The sequence below is a fragment of the Ensifer sp. 22460 genome (assembly GCF_052044935.1).
Classification (GTDB): domain Bacteria; phylum Pseudomonadota; class Alphaproteobacteria; order Rhizobiales; family Rhizobiaceae; genus Ensifer.
The window spans coordinates 101,246-117,558 of sequence record NZ_JBQENZ010000028.1 but is presented as its reverse complement, the minus strand read 5'-3'; the positions used below and the strand labels follow the sequence as shown (position 1 = coordinate 117,558).

Genomic DNA, 16,313 nt, shown 5'->3' with positions numbered 1-16,313 from the left:
GTGAGCGTCCGGCGAAGGCATTTTCGCTTGGTCGAGAGGCCGATATTATAGGTCGCGTTTCATCTCGTCTGCCATTACGCGGTCGACCACATCCGGATCGCATTGTTCATCGACGAGAAACTGGCGGATTCCACCATCCCATGTCCGTATGTCGGCGAGGAGATTCTGGAGCTCGTCCACGCCGTTCTCGGTCAGGCCCTTTGTGCCGTATTCGCTGCCGTCGCGGACATAAAGCAATTCGCCTTCGCTGATATTATCCGAGTTGGCGGTCACCTCTTCGATCAACTCGAGGTTCTCGCCGATCATCTCAGCGACCTGTTTGAGGGTATAGATGATCCTTGAGCGTGCCATCACGCAGCCTCGTACCGGTCTTTTGCCGGAGTCCACTGCCACGGGAGCAGTTCCGCAAGTCGATCCTTGGGATGGCTCTGGATCCTGGTCAGGACGTCTGCCAGATAGGTCTCTGGATTGTGGCCATGGAGTTTAGCTGTTTCGATGATGGTCAGGATATTGGCGATGCGCTCGCCGCCCTTGTCTGACCCAGCAAAGAGCCAATTTTTTCTTCCAATTCCGAGTGGCCTCATAGCGCGCTCAGCTATGTTGTTATCGATTTCGACACGGCCATCGTCAATGTAGACGCTCAAAGCTGCCCATCGCGAGAGAGCGTATCGCATCGCTTCGGCAAGCTTCTGTTTCTGCGGCAGCGTCGAAAGCGACGTTTCAATCCAAGCCTTGAGGTCCGCCAGAATGGGTCTGGCGTGTTGCTGGCGCAGTGTTCGCCTCTCGTCGGAAGACATGCCGCGGATACGATCCTCGATATCGTAGAGTGCACCGATGCGCGACAGAGCCTCGTCGGCGATCGGAGATGGCTTGAGCTTGATCACATCATGGAACTTGCGGCGAACATGCGCCATGCAGGCGGCTTCGATGATCTGGTTGCCGTAAAGCTTGCTATAGCCAGCATAGCCATCCGCATGCATTACGCCGCTGAAGTCAGCGAGGTGTTCAGCCGGATGCACGCCCTTTCGGTCGGGGCTATAGTAATAGGCGATCGCTCCGGGCGTGGGATCCTGGTAGCCGCTGCCGTCGAAGACATAGACCCAGACCCTGCCGGTCTTCGTCTTTCCTCGTCCTGGATCGAGAACATCGACCGGCGTATCGTCCGTGTGTACTCGGTCGACCGCGGCGATATGGGCTCTGATCAGCAAGATGAGGGGCGAGAGCAGAACGGACACACGGCCAACCCAGTCCGCCATGACAGACCGGGAGATGTCTATCCCCAGCCGGTCGTACATCTCGGACAAACGATAGAGTGGGATATGATCGTCAAATTTGGCGACCATGATGTGTGCGAGCAGTCCTGGTCCAGGTTTCCCTCGCTCGATCGGCAAGCTCGGCATCTCACCCGATACCGTCGTGTCGCAGTCCTTACAGACCATGCGCTTCTCGATATGCCGGACGATCTTCACCGAAGCCGGCACATGCTCCATCACCTGGACCACCTTGTCGGCCGCCTTCAGGAACGACATGCCACCACAAGTCGGGCAACTGCAGGGCGCTGTGTACACCCGCTCTTCAGTTGGAAGGCCATCCGGCAGAGGTCTGCGTTTCGGCTTGTCGGGGGTATCATCCAGATCTGGCAGCAGGCCTTTTCCGGAACGAGCATCAGCCTCGGCGCGGGAAGCCTCGATCTCCTCGAGCATCAGCTCGAATTGCTCAATCTTCCGATCGATCTTTTCCGAGGATGCGCCGTGCTGCCGATGTCGGAGCAGTTCCAACTGCGCGCGCAGAAGGCCGATGATCGAGTCGCGTTTGATGACTTCGGCTTCTTGTGCGCTGAGTTTCGCCGCCTGTTCTGCGACGAGCGCGCGCAATGCCAATAGCTCGTCCTGACTGTCCAGCGGCGGTGCTTTCATGCCCAAAAACATAGCCGATTTGCAGCGAAAGCACTAGCGTTTTGCCCCGGATGTGCCTGTAAAATATAGCTTTTAACCCGTGCGGCCAGGGGCGGAAGTCCACGCTGGTCGGCGCCAGTCAATCCCCTCAACAAGCATCGACAACTGAGCCTGCGTCAGATGCGCAACACCATCTTTCGCCGTCGGCCAAGGAAAGTATCCGCGCTCGAGAATCTTGTAAAACAGGCAGAACCCTTGGCCATCCCACCATAGAAGCTTGATCCGGTCGGCGCGCTTTCCACGGAAGCCGAAGATCGCTCCGGAACCCGGCGCTTCCTTGATCACCGCCTCGACCATAGCAGACAGACCATCGATACCGCGCCGCATATCGGTCACCCCGCAAGCCAAGTAGACCCGCACATTTCCTGTCGGCCCGATCATGCAGCCTCAACACACGCGATCAACGATGACAACGTCTTGCGTTCAATGTCCGCCGGAACTTTCAAACTGCGACCATTTCGTAGCTGGATCTTGATAAGCGCGGGCGCCCCGCCGGCCGCCGGCATCTGCCCGAGGCTTACTTCGTTGACCAGGTGGACCGGAAGGAACGTTGCTGACACATCGAAGTGGCTAAGCGCTTTCCGCCATAAACGGATCTGCGCAGGATAAATGTCATGGCGACGAGCGACATCACCAATGCGAACGCCCGGTTGATCGGCTTCAGCCAATATCGCCAGCTTCGCTTCCTTCGACCACCGCCGCCTACGCTCAACGCCGGAAATGATCTCCATGCGAGCCATGCCAACCTCTCAGATCTGATATTAGTGCCAGCACTAATGCTGGTTCTAATGCCAGAACATCGCCTAACTGGCTCGTTCAGCAAAATCCGCTCACCGGACGCTCACGACCGACGGCCGCATCGAGCTCGACTCCAACATCGTCGAGCGGGCGATCAGACCTCAGGCCGGACCTGAGTCATTGTGCACTCCCACTCTAAGTGTCTGTAAACATTGGAAGCGTCTCCGTGGCAGTGGTGCGACACGGGCGACCCTTTCGGGCTATCGCGGCCTGAACCGTCGCAGAAGTAAGGTCGCTGGCGCGGTGTCGGGCGAAATGAAAAACTGACCCCCCCTATTGCCTCACCCACGAATGTTACCGAAGTTTTGTGCGCTGAGATGGCCGTTATCTTCGCCTGCCGCGGCGGGAGAAGATAACGGCGCAAGGCTGTCAGTCGTCCGGGATGAATTCAGCCTTGTCCGGGGCGCAGTAGCGTCTAATGGTTCTCGCGTAGAGGCGAGCCATGTCCGCCGTTGGGGCGGCACGGCAAATGATCGAAGGAAGACGTTATGGCGACTGGTACCGTAAAATGGTTCAACGCGACGAAGGGGTTTGGTTTCATCCAGCCGGATGACGGCGGGGCTGATGTCTTCGTCCACATTTCTGCGGTTGAGCGGGCTGGGTTGCTAGAGCTGAAAGATGGTCAGAAGATCACATACGAACTGGTTTCGGACCGCAAGTCAGGCAAGATGTCGGCGGACAATTTGCAGGCCTAGGCCGATTTTCGCACTGCGATCTTCTTGGGAGGCGGGATTGCTCGGCAACAGCACTCCTCCTCCTATGCTGGCGGTCACTCACGCTAGGGCGGCCCACTCCTTCCACGCCAGATTTTTTCGTTGCGCCAAACTCTGAAGTCCAATGACCCATCGCGATTCTGCCTTGTTGTTGATCATCATTGTGCTCATGCAAACAGAACCTCGGGAGAGCTCATGGAGACGGACGACTGCGAACTCATCGTTGTGATGAGACGGTATTTTGCGGTGAAGGCCGAGTTGGCCGCACTGACGGCGCAGTTGGAAGCGGAACGAAAGGCGGCCGACGCGGAAATCGGCGTGTTCTATGATCCGCGCCAGAATGCCGAGCAAGCCGCCGACCTCCAGCGCTCGCATCGCTTGAAGGCAGAGATGGTGTCGCTTATGCAGCGCGCTGAAGCCTGGGGCCGGGCGGCGGTAGCCGCTGACCTGCGCGATAGATCGGAGGCGGAAGCTGAGCCTGAAGAATGGCAGTCGTTTGAGAAGCGAGCTGATACATTATTCGGCGCGTAGCCTCGCCTAGACGATGAGCCGGGCCGCTCGTCCATTCTTTCGCTCCGCGTTGTTATAATAGCGCGCCGCCTGGGTCACCGATTTGTGCAGCGACTGCTGCATTGCCTCTGGCAAGGAAACACCGCGGTTGGCAGCCTCGGTGAGATAACCTGACCGCAGTCCATGCGCCGAAAACAAGGTCGGGTCGAGTCCCGACTGTTTGCAACGGCCTTTCAGGATCAGGTTGACGGATTGCGGTGTCAGGGCTCGCCGGTCGATGTTTCCCCACTGGTCGATGCGCCGAAACACGGGGCCATCCTTGATATCGGCTTCCTCAAGCCAGCGTCGCAACGCGACCACTGGCCGGCCGATGAGGACTACCTGTTCGTCGTCGTCACGCGTCGTCGTTTTCGTCCGGCCCACGCGGAGTGACAAGCATGGGAGGAGGGCGGAGTTTTCATCGGTAGGGTTGGCCCGCACCGGCTCTTCGTCGGTTAGATCCTCGACCCGCAATGCCGCCACTTCCGAGCGGCGGCGACCGCCGGACGCGAAGGCGACCAACAGCAGTGCGCGATCGCGCAAGTTCACCAGGCTTTCGCCGGCGCAGGCCAGCAGCAATTGCGCCAGAACATCGGCTGTGACCGCCTTTTTGCTCTTGCGCTGTCGTGGTCGGGCGCTGGCGCGAACGGCGAGCCGCAGAGCGGATCTGAGCGAAGGACCGTCAAAGCAGCCGGTAAGGCCGCGCCACCTGGTGAGGATCGACCAGCTCGTCAGCCGACGCCGCACCGTGTCGGGCGCGTGCGGTCCCTCTGACCGAAGCTGCCGGCGCTCACGGAGGCCATCTTCCACTTCCGCCGGCATGCCATGGCTGGGCTCCTCGGCGCGTTTGATCGGGTCCCAAAGGTGATGAGCGACAAACTTGAGCAGCAGGCTCTCGGGTGCGGGCCAGGGGAGGGGGACGCCGGTGGCGAGTTGGCACCAGGCCTCAAGGTAACCGAGATCGGAGGCGAGTGCGCGAAGTGTATTGTCGCCAATGCCTTCGCCGGCGAGGTGCTTGAGGGTATCGACGTCGTCGTCGGTCAGAAGTGCGGCGAGTCGGTCGCGGCGATCGAAGGGCAGGATGGCCTCGAGGGCGTCGAGCTGCTCTGCACGCCGCAGCACAGCGTCGGAAATGGACGTCGCCTTCACGCTCTTGCCGGATTTAGCCATCGGTTTGCGGCCGCCAGCGTTTGATGATGCTTTCGAGCTCGCCGCGGTAGTCGGTCGGGTAGACCGCATCTTCCTCCCGCGCGAGAGAGGTGAAGATCGTCGCCATGTCCTCCGAGACCGCGCGGTCGACGGCGAACAGGTCGGCGAGATCGAAGCCCCCATTGGCGTCGGCGTTCCACCAGGCGAGCAGGAATTTCGCCACCCGCCGGCCCTGGCCGGCGTCCTCGTGGGCGATGGTCAGCAGTTTTTCGAGAGCAAATCTGACGCGGTCTTCCATGGGATCCCGTCGGGCTTGGTGGGCAATCGTCCTTCAGCCGGATGATGCCGGGTGAATTTTCAGGTCCGTCTGGCCAAAATCGTTGCCCTTGAACAACAGCGGCGCTTTGGTGATCCTCGCAACAGCATAGGAAAAGCAGTCGCCCATGTTGAGCGTGGCCGGATGGCGGCCTTTGCCGAAGCGGTCGAACGCTCGTTCCGCTTCTCGGTAATGCGCCTCGTCGAACGCAATCGCGGTGACGTTCGGCAGCTGGACAAGCTGATCGACAATGTCCGAAGCGTTGGGAAATCCTCTGCCTGCCAGCACCATGCGCGCCTCAAGCAGCGTCGGCCAGCCGATCGCAACGGCCTCCTGCCCCACCAACGCAGTGAACCGTTCGGCCTCCGGCTCTGCCAGAGCCATCGCCAGAATGACCGACGTATCGACAGCGATCATCGCGGCAAACCGTAGTCGTCGTAGTAATCGTCATGCGCGGATGTCGTGCCGGCCGAGACCGCACGCCGCCCTTCGGCCATCAAATCCGATAGGACATCGATCGGCGCCCGGATAGACTGCTGGCGCAGTTCCAGATCGTAGTGCTCGAGCGCCTGCTCGACGAGCCTGTTGATCGGCTGACCCGTGCGGCGCGCCAGCGCGTGCGCCAGATCCCTGGCCTTGGTGCTGCGGACGGACAGTTGCGGTTCGGACATTGCGTTTCCTCGATCGAAATCCCTTCGAATATAGCGATTATGGTTTTAGATGGCAAGAAAATCACTTCGAGATGGCTTGCTATCGATACTTGATCGCTATCGATAGTAATGGTCGAGAATGCGGGACGTTTGGGTGACGGAACGATGTTGGTGCTTAGTATCCGCGCGTGCGATTTAATACGCCAATTCATACGGTTAATCGTTCTTAAATTGGCGAAAGCGCGGGTAAGCGGGGCAGATTTGGTGGCGGCGCACCCATCGCGCAAAAGCTGGTTGTCGACCTTAAGCCAGGTGTTTTCCAACCACAGCGTCGCACTGTCTTCCCGAGGGGCAGCGTTCTCGGCGCGAATGGTCGTGACCTCTACTGAAAAGCTTGCTGACCACATCGACCAGACCCGTCACAAGCTCGCGCAACGCCTTCAGCGAAAGCGTCTCGGAATGCTCAGGCGGGGGGTAATCCCCCCGCCGAATAATGGACTTCAAAAGTAGAATTTTCTCGGGCTTTAGACGCGTCGATGATCAGCCCGATGAAGGCTCTTGAAGACGAGAACCGTCGGCTGAAGAAGATGTATGCGGAGATGAGCATGCAGGCGGAACTGCTCAAAGAGCTCTTGGAAAAAAGTGACGCGGCCATCTCAACGCCGGGAGCCTTACGGCAAACGCGAGCATTTGCCTGTCGGCCAAGGGATGGCCGGGAAAGCGGTGGCGTTGCGCGGGGTGAGCATTGCACTCGCCTGCCGCACCTTTGGTGTCAGCGAGACCTGCTATCGTTACAGCGCCAAGCTGAACGACGAGAACGAGCAAATCGCCTATCTCCTGATCGGGTTGACGCGGGCGAAGAAGAACCGAGGCTTCGGCCTTTGCTTTCTCTAGCGTGCCGGGCCAAACGTAGGCCTGCATCACCGCTTGGTCGATCTGCTCATGCAGATCTTTGTCTATTAGGACGCGACCTCGTCTATGGAGTTCTCGCTCTTTCGACGAAAGAGAACCTTCTTTAGCCTCTGCGACCATTCTCAGTTCCACATGCTGGACAGCGGCGCCGCGGCCAGCTTGTCGCCGAACGGCACCACATCAGTGCTGTCATAGAGGACGACGCCGAAGGCAAAACGATCGCCGAAGGCTTCAGAAAGTGCGCGGAGGCCCCCGAAATCGCTGGCCCTGACCGTGGCGCTCGCCTTGACCTCGATGCCAGCGATCATCCCGTCGTCGCGTTCCAGCACGATGTCCACCTCGCGCATGTCTCGATCCCTGGAATGATATGGTGTCAGCCGCAGGTCTGAGGCCGTCATCAGCTTCAGCACTTCAGAGAACACAAAGCTCTCCAGCAGCGCGCCGAATGTTCCGCGATCCGCCTTCACCCGGTCGAAGGTGAGTCCGCGCACGCTGGCCAGGATACCGGAATCAAGGAAATGCAGCTTGGGTGTCTTGACGATGCGCTTCAGTGTATTGGTGAACCAGGGTTGAAGCGTCGCGACCAGGAACACCTGTTCAAGCAACCCGACATAACGCTGCCCCGTCTTGTGGCTGACGTTGATGCTGCCGGCGAACTGCGAGTAGTTTACCAATTTGCCTGCATGCTCGGCCAATAGCCGCACGAACTTTGGCAGCTCGGTTGGCCCTCGATCTCTGCTCTCGCCAGCGGCAGCATTCGGATGGTCTCCATCCGGCCGGCTAGGCTGTCCGCAATCCGTGGCAGAGTCAGCACATTCGCCGATCCCGTGAGCAAAAACCTGCCCGGACGATAGTCCTCATCGACTGTCTTCTTGATTGCCAGAAGCAGGTCGGGTGCGCGCTGGATCTCGTCGACGATGGCTCGATCAAGGCCCCGAATGAAGCCAGCAGGATCGGATTGCGCGGCTTCGAGAACCGTCTGGTCGTCGAGCGTGATATAGGTTCGACCGGCTTCTCCCATCTTTCGGACGAGGGGTGGTCTTGCCGGCTCGGCGCGGTCCCACGATCAGGGCAACTGGGGTATCTGAAAGGGCTTCCTCCGCGCGCTGCTTTACAAACCTCTTCTCGGCTAATTGGAAGTCAACTGACCGCTAAAGGAGGAACGCTTGGGATTTGCCGTGACGGGTTGATAGCTGGAGGAGAGGCTTCTGGCTCCTGTCGCGGAGAACCACAATGTCCAAATACGATCGCAACGTTTGATTGGCGTCCAGTTTGTCTTTGTCGGTAGGTCCAATCGGTGATTTCAGCGACCTGCTCGAACACGTCGTCGACGCCGCCGGCCGTCGGATCAGCCGGCTGGAGCCAGCCCTCGGCCCATGCGATCTACTCTTCAACGCTGCGGCCATCGATCTCGGCGGTGGTGGTGACGTCCATTGATCGCAGCGCCACTAGGAAATCGCGCACGGCACTGAGCTCGTGCCAATCTTGCGCTAAGTCCCGGAAGCGTCGCCAGCGGCTAGCGTCGCGCTTGCGACGCCGCTGTTCTTCGGCGCTGCTCGGCAAGTTGGCGCTTTCCCTGCTTAACCTTTCCGCCTTGGCGCTCAATCGCCTTGAACAGCGCATCCAGAATGCGGTGTTTGCGGTGGTCCGTTTCGGAGAAATAGCCAGGGTCATAAAGATTGCGCCTCCATGGATCGTGCTCACTGCGGGCTTGACGCTTTTTCTGTTCGTGCTCCGCGAGGCATGAGGCGATGACTGCGTGGGGTCTCAGAAGACGTTCGGGCACCGCAAGGGCGGATTCACTCGCACGGGCTTTTTCCGCCTGTTGCTTGACCTCCGGCGGGAGCTCGATGAGAGGCGCCGGCAACGGTGTCGGTCGAATGGTGATGGAGCGTGTATTGCTCGATTTCGGCAATGGCGTCTGTTTTGGTGCTTTGCCCACGGAATGTTTCGCCCAATAACCACTTACCAACGAGCAGTAATGTCCGCAGGAATGCCGTTCAGTGAGGAAACGCTCGCGCGCTTGGCCAGCGACCTCCGAAAATTCGCCTTTCGGATCAGGTTCGGGATCGGCCTACAAACGGAACCGATCGGGTACTGCGGCGTTGGGACTAGCCTTTGGCTGACACAAAAAAGTCGGAGCCGCGGGGCATGGCCCCTTGGGGCGCGCGAACAGGCGTGCCGTTCTGCCGGCTTTGATGCGGGCGATAAGCGCAACTGGCGCGGGGACCTCCCAATAAGAGGAACAATGATCATGTCGATTCGATCCAAACTTTTCGCAACGGTAACCTTGCCCGTCTTCGCCGTATCTTTCGCGATTCAGCCGGCGCTAGCCGAGAGCCTGAGGGCGCCGTTCCAGGTAGCGCAGGACGGGACCGACCAGCAGTCTCCCGAGGACTTGCTTCTGCTCAAGAAGCGCAAGAAGCAGCATGCCGCCGAGGAAGGGCAGACAGAACAGCAGCGACCGCAGGCCGAGGAGCCGCAGCGTCAGGTCGAAGAGCCGGTTCGCAAGAAGCGCAAACAGCAGGCCGAAGAGCAGCAGCCCGGCTCCGAGGAAAACGCACCGCGGCAGGCTGAAGAACTGCAAACGCCTGTGCGGAAGAAGAGGAAGCAGCACGCCGAAGAACAGCAGCCTGGCGTCGAGGAAAGCGCTCCGCAGCAGGCCGAAGAGCAACAAACTCCGTTGCGCAAGAAGCGCAAGCAGCAAGCTGAGGAACTACAGCCTGGCGTCGAGGAAGCGGCTCCACGGCAGGCTGAGGAGCAACAAAACCCTGTGCCCAAAAGGCGCAAGCAGCAGGCCCAAGACCAGCAGCCCACCGTAGAGGAAGGAACCCCGCAGCAGGCCGATGAACAGCAGGTACCGCTGCCCAAGAAGCGCAAACAGCAGGCGGAAGGACGGCAGCCCGCCGTAGAGGAAGGGACCCCAAAGAAGGCCGAGGAACAGCAGGTACCGCTGCCCAAGGAGCGCAAGCAGCACGCTGAAGGAAAGCAGCCCGAGGAGCAAAAGGCCCTCGAAGAGCGTGCTGCACCGACAGGCGAAACCATAACAGAGCAGCCGACACCGCAGACGGGCGAGGCGGGGCAGCAGCCGGTTCCAGGAGCCGAACAACCCGCAACGGCCGAGCAGCGCCAGGGTGAGGAACCTCAGGGCAAGCCCGCTCCGATCGTTGTCGACAAGCGCACGAAGGAAGAGAAGCGCAAGATCGCCCAGGATCCGGCGGCGACCGACGAAACCGTGGTGCTTCCGGTCGACAATGGCGCGGCTGTGCTCGACAGCGACAAGGACGCCGATAATTCCGGGGGCAACCAGGGGCGCGAGGCTCGGCGCAAGCAGCGCGAGGAGCTGCGCGTCCAGGATCAGAACATAGCGCCGCCGACCGACGACGCCGCGGCCCAGGCGGAGATTCCGGCCGAGGGGCGGCAGGCCGTTTCGCAGAGGATCGAGGCCGCGATCAAGGAAGAAGGGCGACGCGTCGAAGCGGCGCCAGTCTTCGCGGTCCCGGAGACGACGAACACCGTCATCAACAATACGGTGATCAACAACACGACGGTCAACAACACCAGGAACAATGATGTGACCGAGGTGCAACTGGTCGAGAGGGTCGGCGATCGCGTTGTCCTCGGCGTCGGCGACCAGATCTTCGTGCGTGGCGACGACCGTCCGCGTCTGCGCCACGATGCGCAGGAGGCCTACTACGACGAGCTTCCGCGCGGCCGCGTTCGTGAAACGATCGTCCGCCCGGGCGGGTATCGGATCGTTACCGTCTACGACCGTTACGGTGACATCTTGCAACGCTCGCGCGTCGACGGCGACGGCAACGAATATGTGCTGATGTACGCGCCGGAGTATCAGGAGGAACGGCGTCCGGCGATCGTCGACGTCGGTTACGAACTGCCGCCGATGCGCCTGACGATTCCGGTCGACGACTACATCGTCGATTACTCGGAAGAACCGGATCGGGACTACTACGAATTCCTGTCCGAGCCGCCGGTCGAACGCGTCGAGCGAGTCTACACGATCGATGAGGTCCGCAATTCGGCCCGCCTGCGTGACAAGGTCCGGCGCATCGATCTCGACACGATCCACTTCGCGACGGGGAGTGCCGAAGTCTCGATGTCGCAGGCAAAGACACTGCGAACGGTCGCCGACGCAATGCAGAAGATTCTCGACAAGGATCCCGGTGAAACCTTCTTCATCGAAGGGCACACGGACGCTGTCGGTTCTGATCGCTCGAACTTGGTCCTCTCCGATGAGCGTGCCGAATCCGTCGCAGTCCTCCTGACCGAAGTTTACGGCATCTCGGCGGAAAACCTAGTCACGCAAGGCTATGGTGAGCGCTTCCTGAAGATCCGCACGCAGGAACCCGAGGAGGAGAACCGCCGCGTGACCATCCGACGCGTGACGCCGCTGGTGCGCCCGGTCGCGCAGCGGTAACCGAAATCTGCATCGCCATGCGTCTGTTCAGATGGGTGGCGATGCATCATGCTGAGTTACTGCATCTTCTGCGTCCTTGCTGGCGACAAGCATTCGTGAATATGGGAAAATGCCGGCATATTAAGCCCGACGATATCGTGGCGCCCCAGGAGCCGTCATAGCTGTGGATCGAAAGCTCGCAGCCATCCTTTCAGCCGATGTTGCTGGCTTCAGTCGCCTTGCGGCGCTGGACGAGGAAGGTACGCTTGCCGCACTAAATGTGTGCCGCAACCGGATTACCGAAGTGGTGAAGGAGCATGGCGGCCGTATCTTCGGTACCGCCGGTGACGGTTTTGTCGCCGAGTTTCCAAGCGCTGTCCAGGCCGTCCGGTGCTCGGTCGAAATCCAGCGTCGTCTTTTCAAGGCCTCAGATGACCGCCTAACCGATCGCCGCCTGGAGTTCCGCATCGGCATCAACCTGGGTGACGTGGTCGTGGCGGGAGACGACCTGCTCGGCGACGGCGTCAATATCGCGGCGCGCGTGCAAGAGATCGCCGCACCGTCAGGCATCTGCATTTCCGCATCGGTGCGCGAGCATCTCGATGGGAAAGTGCCGTTCCCGCTGATCAGTCTCGGCGAGCGCAACTTGAAGAACATCCCGCGGCCAATTTTCGTCTTTCGGGTCGATTGGCAGGAAGAGACGTCTGTCGAAGGCGGCATCGCGTCCGCGTCATCACTTGCCGCCCGCCGTGGCAAGGATCAGCCATCGATCGTCGTCATGCCCTTCGACAACCTCAGCGGGCAAGACGATGAATACTTCGTGGACGGCGTTGTCGAGGAGATCACCGCGGCGCTCTCGTGCGTTCGGAATTTCTTTGTAATCGCGCGACAGTCCGCGTTCACCTACAAGGGACGCTTCGTCGACGTGCGCGAGGTCGGCAGGGAACTCGGCGTCAATTATGTGGTCGAGGGCACCGTTCGCCGAGGCGGCGACCGACTGCGCATTTCGGTGCAATTGGTCGATGCGGAGACAAGGACCCAGTTCTGGTCCGATCGCTACGAGGGCGCAATCGAAGATATGTTCGAATTCCAGGATCGGATCGCGGCGCAGGTGGCGGGCGCCATACACCCGGCGATCCGCGATGCCGAGATCGAACTGGCCAGGCGCAGGCCGCCGACAAGTCTCAGGGCCTATGATTTCGTCATGCGCGCCTACCCGAACCTCTGGGGTCGCCGCAAGGATACCAACAACCAAGCGATCGAACTGCTGCGGCAAGCGATCGCCGTCGATCCAAGCTATGGTCGCGCGCATGCACTTCTGGCTTGGTGCCACGCCTCGAACGCCTCCTACCTGTGGACCGAACAGCCGGAATACGAGCTGGAAAAGGCGCGCGCGGCGGTTGATGCTGTAGGCTCGATCAGCGACGATCCGACCGCCCTGACTGCCGCCGGTGCGGCATTGAGCATTTGCGGCGACCAGGAGCGCGCCACGACCTTTATCGAAAAAGCGCTTGCGCTTGATCCAAACAATGCCTGGGCATGGGCGCGCCTGGGCTGGCTTGCGATCTACAAGGACGAAGCCACTCTGGCAACGGAACGCTTCCAGCGAGGGATGACTCTGAGCCCAAGAGATCCGCTCGCATTCAACATGAGATTGGGGATGGCTTTTTCCTTGGCCATGGAAGGCGCTCTTTCACAAGCGATTGCGATAGCCCATGAGGTCGTCAACACCTATCCAGACGTCACATGGTCCTACCGTCATCTCGCCGCCTGGTCGGCGATGAACGGGGACTTGGAGACCGCCCGATGGGCTGCGGGGAAGCTATTGGCGGCCGAGCCAGGCTTTACCATCGACCGGTATCGAGCGCTTCCTTGGTTTCAAAGCATCCCGCGGTGGCAGGATCAAATGGCCGAGGGGTTGCGGAAAGCGGGAGTGCCTGAACACTGATGGCCATTCGAGGAGATGCGCAATGGCTGGAAAATGCGCAAAGCGCTCGGCCCCGTATGGGGGCTTGCCAGAGCGGTTCCCGGAACGGTCGACGAGGGCATCTGGATTGCTTGCCGGACCCGGATGGCGGGCCGGGCTGCTATATGCTCTTCGCTTGCGTCAAATTCCCGACCCGTCCAGTTCTTGGTCGTCATCGCCTTCCCAGGGTAAGGGCATCGAGGTGAGATTGAGATTGGCCGAAGGCATCGGCATCCAGCATTTCAGTTCCGGCTCGGCGTATTCGATGATGCGGCCGGGCGAGGAATCGGAGGCGCGCCAGCCTTCTCTACCGAACTGATCGCCATTCGACCAATATGCAAGGTCAACTTCCGCTATCCCCTGTTCGGACGGGCGGATCGTGACGAGGATCCGACTGCCGTTTTTCGGTGCGCTTGCCATGTGGCGCCAGCGGTCTGGCTCAGCCATCATTCGTCCTCCTCCTCGCTCCCGGTTGCAAGTTTCGCCGCGCCGTCGAAAACGGTCAACACAAACTTTGGGCAACCCACCGTCTATCGATTGGGGGTTCGATCCACGACATGCTGTACGAGCGTGGTCGCGGCGAGGTAGCGTCGCTCAGATATTAGCGGCGGCGGATCGCCGTAACCCCGTGAAATCCAATGCGTTCGGCAGCTTCCCGCACGCGTTCGGCCGTTTGGGCGCGCACCGGACCCCGCACATTCAGTATGCGGTCGACGGTGGAAACGCCGACGTCTGCGGCTTTGAAGCGTGGTCAGGAGAGTCGAGTGCGGATAGGCCCTAGCCGATTGTTCGCACGCTATCGGCCATCAGCTTGATGCCGAGTGCGCCCACCACAGCGCCAGCCACGCGGTCAATCCAGGTCTTCGAGCGCAGATAGACGACCCGCGGCGCACGTGACGAAAAACCAAGGGCGACAATCGCATACCACACGAACTCGTTGATGAAGAGCAGTGGCGGAAGCGCCAGCAGCATCCAGGTGGGTGTGGGAGACGGTAGCAGCGCAGCAAACATGGATGCATAGAAGATGGCCGTCTTCGGATTGGAAATCTGCACGAAAAGGCCCCGCAGCAGAGACTTCCACAGTGTACCTGGTTGATCTGCGGGCGCATCGGCAATCGCTATCGTCTGGGGAGCGGCACGCCAGATACCGACGCCGATCCAGACGAGGTACGCGCCACCGGCGAGCCTGAGCAGCATGCTGAGCCACTCCACTTGAAGGAGGATCGCTGTCAGGCCGGCGACTGCAATGCAAGCGAATAGAAAGCCGCCAATTCCCATGCCTACCGCTGCCATTAATCCGTCAGCGCGTGACCGGGCGATCGCGATACGCGACACCACAATAAAGCTTGGGCCAGGACTCATGGCTCCAAGAAGGAAGACGCCCAGGATGGTGACAAGAATTGCGAATTCATGCATGTCGCTTCCTCCCGAAAAATCCGGCACCGCGGTGCGCCAGCACTATGGCGACTGTTGCGTCGTTGCTCAATCGTCCGAGTGCTCAGTCCAACACGCGCAACCGACGCGTATCCTCATTTGGGGCGATTTGGCCGTTGCTCCATTCCCTCAGGCAAATTCTATTGTGGCCTGGGCTTCGTTGACCACCCAATCGATGAACACCTTGGCGAGCGGGGAATGGTCCCGGTTCTTTTGCGTGATGACGTAAAGCCCTTCGTCGCCGATTTTATGAAACCTTTGAGCGGGCGGACAAGCGCCCCTTGGGCAAGCTCTTCGCCAGCAGTGGTGTTGTCCCCCATCGCAATGCCAATTCCGCAGCGTGCCGCCGCGAGGTTCTGATTGAAATCTTCAAAACTCAGCCGGCGAACCGTGGCGGGTATCTCCTGGTCGTGGTGACGGAACCAGTCGTTCCAGTGGGTGGATCCGACGCCGTCGAGAAGGACGTGGCGGGTCAGGTCCCTGGTGCGTGTGATGTCGCCGTCCCGGTTGAGGAGGATTGGGCTGCAACGCGAGTTGCTTCCTCGGGGTCGTGTTCAAAAGCCGTTGTGCCAGTCGGGGTGTTCGAACCCGACCGCAAGTTCAGGTCAGGGTCCAACCCCAGGCCGGCGTCGACGAGTATCGTCTGGTCGCCGCTGCGAAGGAGGACCACGTTGCGCGACCAATCGAAAGCGTCTGACGGCAGGAACATATCGTTTAGCCACTCCGCCCGGACGGCCGGGTCGACGTTGTGGGCCAACATCGCGGTTGACAGCGACAGCACCCCAACGCTGACCACCAGCGCTCATCGAGCGTAATAACCGGGCTGATCGAGGTCTGCGAGAAGGCCGGGGCCGGAAGGCTGCCAGTCAAGCAATGTCCGGGTATGCGCGCTGGAAGCGGCCATGTCGGCGCCTGCCATCGTGGCGAACCAGCCGAAGTGTTCACGCGGCCGCGCCTCGACAGGGAGCTGGCGGCCGATTACAGCGGCGATTTCCTTGAACGGGACCGCCTCGTCGGCGACGGCGTGGTACACCGGTTCGAATGCGAGGAGGCGACCGTCCGCGTCTCGCTCGACGACGCCGCCCCGCTCTATCGCGACGCACCCGAAGCCCGGGAGGCAAAGGAAGCGGGCGATCCAATCTTCGAAAATTTCACGCTGGAAGTGCTTACACAGCACCGGTTCCGTCCGGCAATTGGCCGCGGATCTGATCATCACAACGATGACCACTGTCGGTAAGGAGTTTTCAGAAACGCCAAGGAGTTTGGCGGAGATAGAGGTCTACGCCGTCGCAATGGCCGACATGTTCTGCGCCTACATCAGCAGCATGGCTGACGGAGCTCGATCGTAGCGTTGGAAACGTCTCTGTGAAGTGGGCGGTGCCGCAGGCTGAGCCGACTGATCGATTAACTGGCCGCCGGTTCGATTGCGTGTCGCCGAGATACCCGTCCGCGCGCTG

Annotated in this window: 15 protein-coding genes and 5 pseudogenes; 6 read left to right on the top strand and 14 right to left on the bottom strand. The window is 60.4% G+C overall.

Features of this window, described 5'->3' with window-relative positions; genetic code table 11:
- Positions 1–45 precede the first annotated feature (45 nt).
- From ACTJKM_RS28650 to tnpA, 4 genes are all read right to left on the bottom strand, one after another.
- Positions 46–351: a hypothetical protein gene (locus ACTJKM_RS28650; RefSeq protein ID WP_440660022.1), complete on the bottom strand. Its 306-nt coding sequence runs from the start codon at positions 349–351 to the stop codon at positions 46–48.
- Entirely contained in the window at positions 351–1,916 is a 1,566-nt protein-coding gene (gene tnpC, locus ACTJKM_RS28645; protein WP_440660024.1) for an IS66 family transposase, read from the bottom strand. Before tnpC ends, ACTJKM_RS28650 begins: the two co-directional genes overlap by 1 nt.
- Before the next feature lie 72 nt (positions 1,917–1,988).
- Positions 1,989–2,336: an IS66 family insertion sequence element accessory protein TnpB gene (gene tnpB, locus ACTJKM_RS28640; protein ID WP_018240454.1), complete on the bottom strand. Its 348-nt coding sequence runs from the start codon at positions 2,334–2,336 to the stop codon at positions 1,989–1,991.
- The gene (tnpA, locus tag ACTJKM_RS28635) at positions 2,333–2,686 is read right to left on the bottom strand and encodes an IS66-like element accessory protein TnpA (RefSeq protein ID WP_440660025.1); all 354 of its coding nucleotides are present in this window, start codon (positions 2,684–2,686) and stop codon (positions 2,333–2,335) included. Before tnpA ends, tnpB begins: the two co-directional genes overlap by 4 nt.
- 555 nt (positions 2,687–3,241) lie before the next feature.
- Between tnpA and ACTJKM_RS28630 the strand changes: the two genes are divergently transcribed.
- Together ACTJKM_RS28630 and ACTJKM_RS28625 are read left to right on the top strand one after the other, a co-directional pair.
- Positions 3,242–3,448 carry a cold-shock protein gene (locus tag ACTJKM_RS28630; RefSeq protein WP_440638508.1) on the top strand — a complete coding sequence of 69 codons (207 nt, stop codon included), beginning with the start codon at positions 3,242–3,244 and terminating at the stop codon, positions 3,446–3,448.
- Positions 3,449–3,661: 213 nt separating this feature from the next.
- A complete protein-coding gene (locus ACTJKM_RS28625; RefSeq protein ID WP_440638506.1) occupies positions 3,662–3,997 on the top strand; it encodes a hypothetical protein in 336 nt (111 codons plus the stop codon).
- A 6-nt stretch (positions 3,998–4,003) separates the two neighbouring features.
- Here the strand turns inward: ACTJKM_RS28625 and ACTJKM_RS28620 are convergent, their stop codons facing one another.
- The 4 genes from ACTJKM_RS28620 to ACTJKM_RS28605 are packed head-to-tail and all read right to left on the bottom strand — an operon-like array spanning position 4,004 to position 6,151.
- Positions 4,004–5,185 carry a site-specific integrase gene (locus ACTJKM_RS28620; protein WP_058321955.1) on the bottom strand — a complete coding sequence of 394 codons (1,182 nt, stop codon included), beginning with the start codon at positions 5,183–5,185 and terminating at the stop codon, positions 4,004–4,006.
- On the bottom strand, positions 5,178–5,462 hold the full coding sequence (locus tag ACTJKM_RS28615) for a DUF7673 family protein (protein ID WP_440638504.1): 285 nt from the start codon (positions 5,460–5,462) through the stop codon (positions 5,178–5,180). The genes ACTJKM_RS28620 and ACTJKM_RS28615 overlap by 8 nt, the downstream gene beginning before the upstream one ends.
- Before the next feature lie 33 nt (positions 5,463–5,495).
- Positions 5,496–5,897, bottom strand: a complete 402-nt coding sequence (locus tag ACTJKM_RS28610; RefSeq protein WP_057252923.1) for a type II toxin-antitoxin system VapC family toxin — start codon at positions 5,895–5,897, stop codon at positions 5,496–5,498.
- The gene (locus ACTJKM_RS28605; RefSeq protein ID WP_057252921.1) at positions 5,894–6,151 is read right to left on the bottom strand and encodes a type II toxin-antitoxin system VapB family antitoxin; all 258 of its coding nucleotides are present in this window, start codon (positions 6,149–6,151) and stop codon (positions 5,894–5,896) included. The genes ACTJKM_RS28610 and ACTJKM_RS28605 overlap by 4 nt, the downstream gene beginning before the upstream one ends.
- A gap of 503 nt (positions 6,152–6,654) precedes the next feature.
- On the opposite strand from ACTJKM_RS28605, the pseudogene ACTJKM_RS28600 reads away from it, so the two are divergent.
- Positions 6,655–7,021: pseudogene (locus ACTJKM_RS28600) on the top strand (hypothetical protein); the annotation flags it as partial.
- A gap of 143 nt (positions 7,022–7,164) precedes the next feature.
- Here ACTJKM_RS28600 and ACTJKM_RS28595 read toward each other — a convergent pair.
- Together ACTJKM_RS28595 and ACTJKM_RS28590 are read right to left on the bottom strand one after the other, a co-directional pair.
- Positions 7,165–8,112, bottom strand: a pseudogene (locus ACTJKM_RS28595) (ATP-binding protein).
- Between the two features lie 313 nt (positions 8,113–8,425).
- Positions 8,426–8,716, bottom strand: a complete 291-nt coding sequence (locus tag ACTJKM_RS28590) for a hypothetical protein (RefSeq protein WP_440638501.1) — start codon at positions 8,714–8,716, stop codon at positions 8,426–8,428.
- Between the two features lie 580 nt (positions 8,717–9,296).
- Here ACTJKM_RS28590 and ACTJKM_RS28585 point away from each other — a divergent pair.
- Positions 9,297–11,477, top strand: a complete 2,181-nt coding sequence (locus ACTJKM_RS28585; RefSeq protein ID WP_440638513.1) for an OmpA family protein — start codon at positions 9,297–9,299, stop codon at positions 11,475–11,477.
- Between the two features lie 163 nt (positions 11,478–11,640).
- Positions 11,641–13,404, top strand: a complete 1,764-nt coding sequence (locus ACTJKM_RS28580; protein WP_440638499.1) for an adenylate/guanylate cyclase domain-containing protein — start codon at positions 11,641–11,643, stop codon at positions 13,402–13,404.
- A 159-nt stretch (positions 13,405–13,563) separates the two neighbouring features.
- On the opposite strand, the gene ACTJKM_RS28575 is transcribed toward ACTJKM_RS28580, so the two are convergent.
- The 4 genes and pseudogenes from ACTJKM_RS28575 to ACTJKM_RS28560 form a co-directional block, all read right to left on the bottom strand.
- Positions 13,564–13,869 carry a hypothetical protein gene (locus ACTJKM_RS28575; RefSeq protein WP_058327245.1) on the bottom strand — a complete coding sequence of 102 codons (306 nt, stop codon included), beginning with the start codon at positions 13,867–13,869 and terminating at the stop codon, positions 13,564–13,566.
- Between the two features lie 157 nt (positions 13,870–14,026).
- Positions 14,027–14,161 (bottom strand): annotated as a pseudogene (locus ACTJKM_RS28570) (LacI family DNA-binding transcriptional regulator); the annotation flags it as partial.
- Positions 14,162–14,199: 38 nt separating this feature from the next.
- The gene (locus ACTJKM_RS28565; protein ID WP_058321952.1) at positions 14,200–14,838 is read right to left on the bottom strand and encodes a LysE family translocator; all 639 of its coding nucleotides are present in this window, start codon (positions 14,836–14,838) and stop codon (positions 14,200–14,202) included.
- Between the two features lie 613 nt (positions 14,839–15,451).
- A pseudogene (locus ACTJKM_RS28560) lies at positions 15,452–15,655 on the bottom strand (MBL fold metallo-hydrolase); the annotation flags it as partial.
- A gap of 225 nt (positions 15,656–15,880) precedes the next feature.
- Here ACTJKM_RS28560 and ACTJKM_RS28555 point away from each other — a divergent pair.
- A pseudogene (locus ACTJKM_RS28555) lies at positions 15,881–16,205 on the top strand (TetR/AcrR family transcriptional regulator); the annotation flags it as partial.
- Positions 16,206–16,313 lie beyond the last annotated feature (108 nt).

What these genes read in the sequence shown, in the direction of transcription:
- ACTJKM_RS28650 (WP_440660022.1), bottom strand. Translation starts at nt 351, where the DNA reads ATGGCACGCTCAAGGATCATCTATACCCTCAAACAGGTCGCTGAGATG.
- tnpC (WP_440660024.1), bottom strand. Translation starts at nt 1,916, where the DNA reads ATGAAAGCACCGCCGCTGGACAGTCAGGACGAGCTATTGGCATTGCGC.
- tnpB (WP_018240454.1), bottom strand. Translation starts at nt 2,336, where the DNA reads ATGATCGGGCCGACAGGAAATGTGCGGGTCTACTTGGCTTGCGGGGTG.
- tnpA (WP_440660025.1), bottom strand. Translation starts at nt 2,686, where the DNA reads ATGGAGATCATTTCCGGCGTTGAGCGTAGGCGGCGGTGGTCGAAGGAA.
- ACTJKM_RS28630 (WP_440638508.1), top strand. Translation starts at nt 3,242, where the DNA reads ATGGCGACTGGTACCGTAAAATGGTTCAACGCGACGAAGGGGTTTGGT.
- ACTJKM_RS28625 (WP_440638506.1), top strand. Translation starts at nt 3,662, where the DNA reads ATGGAGACGGACGACTGCGAACTCATCGTTGTGATGAGACGGTATTTT.
- ACTJKM_RS28620 (WP_058321955.1), bottom strand. Translation starts at nt 5,185, where the DNA reads ATGGCTAAATCCGGCAAGAGCGTGAAGGCGACGTCCATTTCCGACGCT.
- ACTJKM_RS28615 (WP_440638504.1), bottom strand. Translation starts at nt 5,462, where the DNA reads ATGGAAGACCGCGTCAGATTTGCTCTCGAAAAACTGCTGACCATCGCC.
- ACTJKM_RS28610 (WP_057252923.1), bottom strand. Translation starts at nt 5,897, where the DNA reads ATGATCGCTGTCGATACGTCGGTCATTCTGGCGATGGCTCTGGCAGAG.
- ACTJKM_RS28605 (WP_057252921.1), bottom strand. Translation starts at nt 6,151, where the DNA reads ATGTCCGAACCGCAACTGTCCGTCCGCAGCACCAAGGCCAGGGATCTG.
- ACTJKM_RS28590 (WP_440638501.1), bottom strand. Translation starts at nt 8,716, where the DNA reads ATGACCCTGGCTATTTCTCCGAAACGGACCACCGCAAACACCGCATTC.
- ACTJKM_RS28585 (WP_440638513.1), top strand. Translation starts at nt 9,297, where the DNA reads ATGTCGATTCGATCCAAACTTTTCGCAACGGTAACCTTGCCCGTCTTC.
- ACTJKM_RS28575 (WP_058327245.1), bottom strand. Translation starts at nt 13,869, where the DNA reads ATGGCTGAGCCAGACCGCTGGCGCCACATGGCAAGCGCACCGAAAAAC.
- ACTJKM_RS28565 (WP_058321952.1), bottom strand. Translation starts at nt 14,838, where the DNA reads ATGCATGAATTCGCAATTCTTGTCACCATCCTGGGCGTCTTCCTTCTT.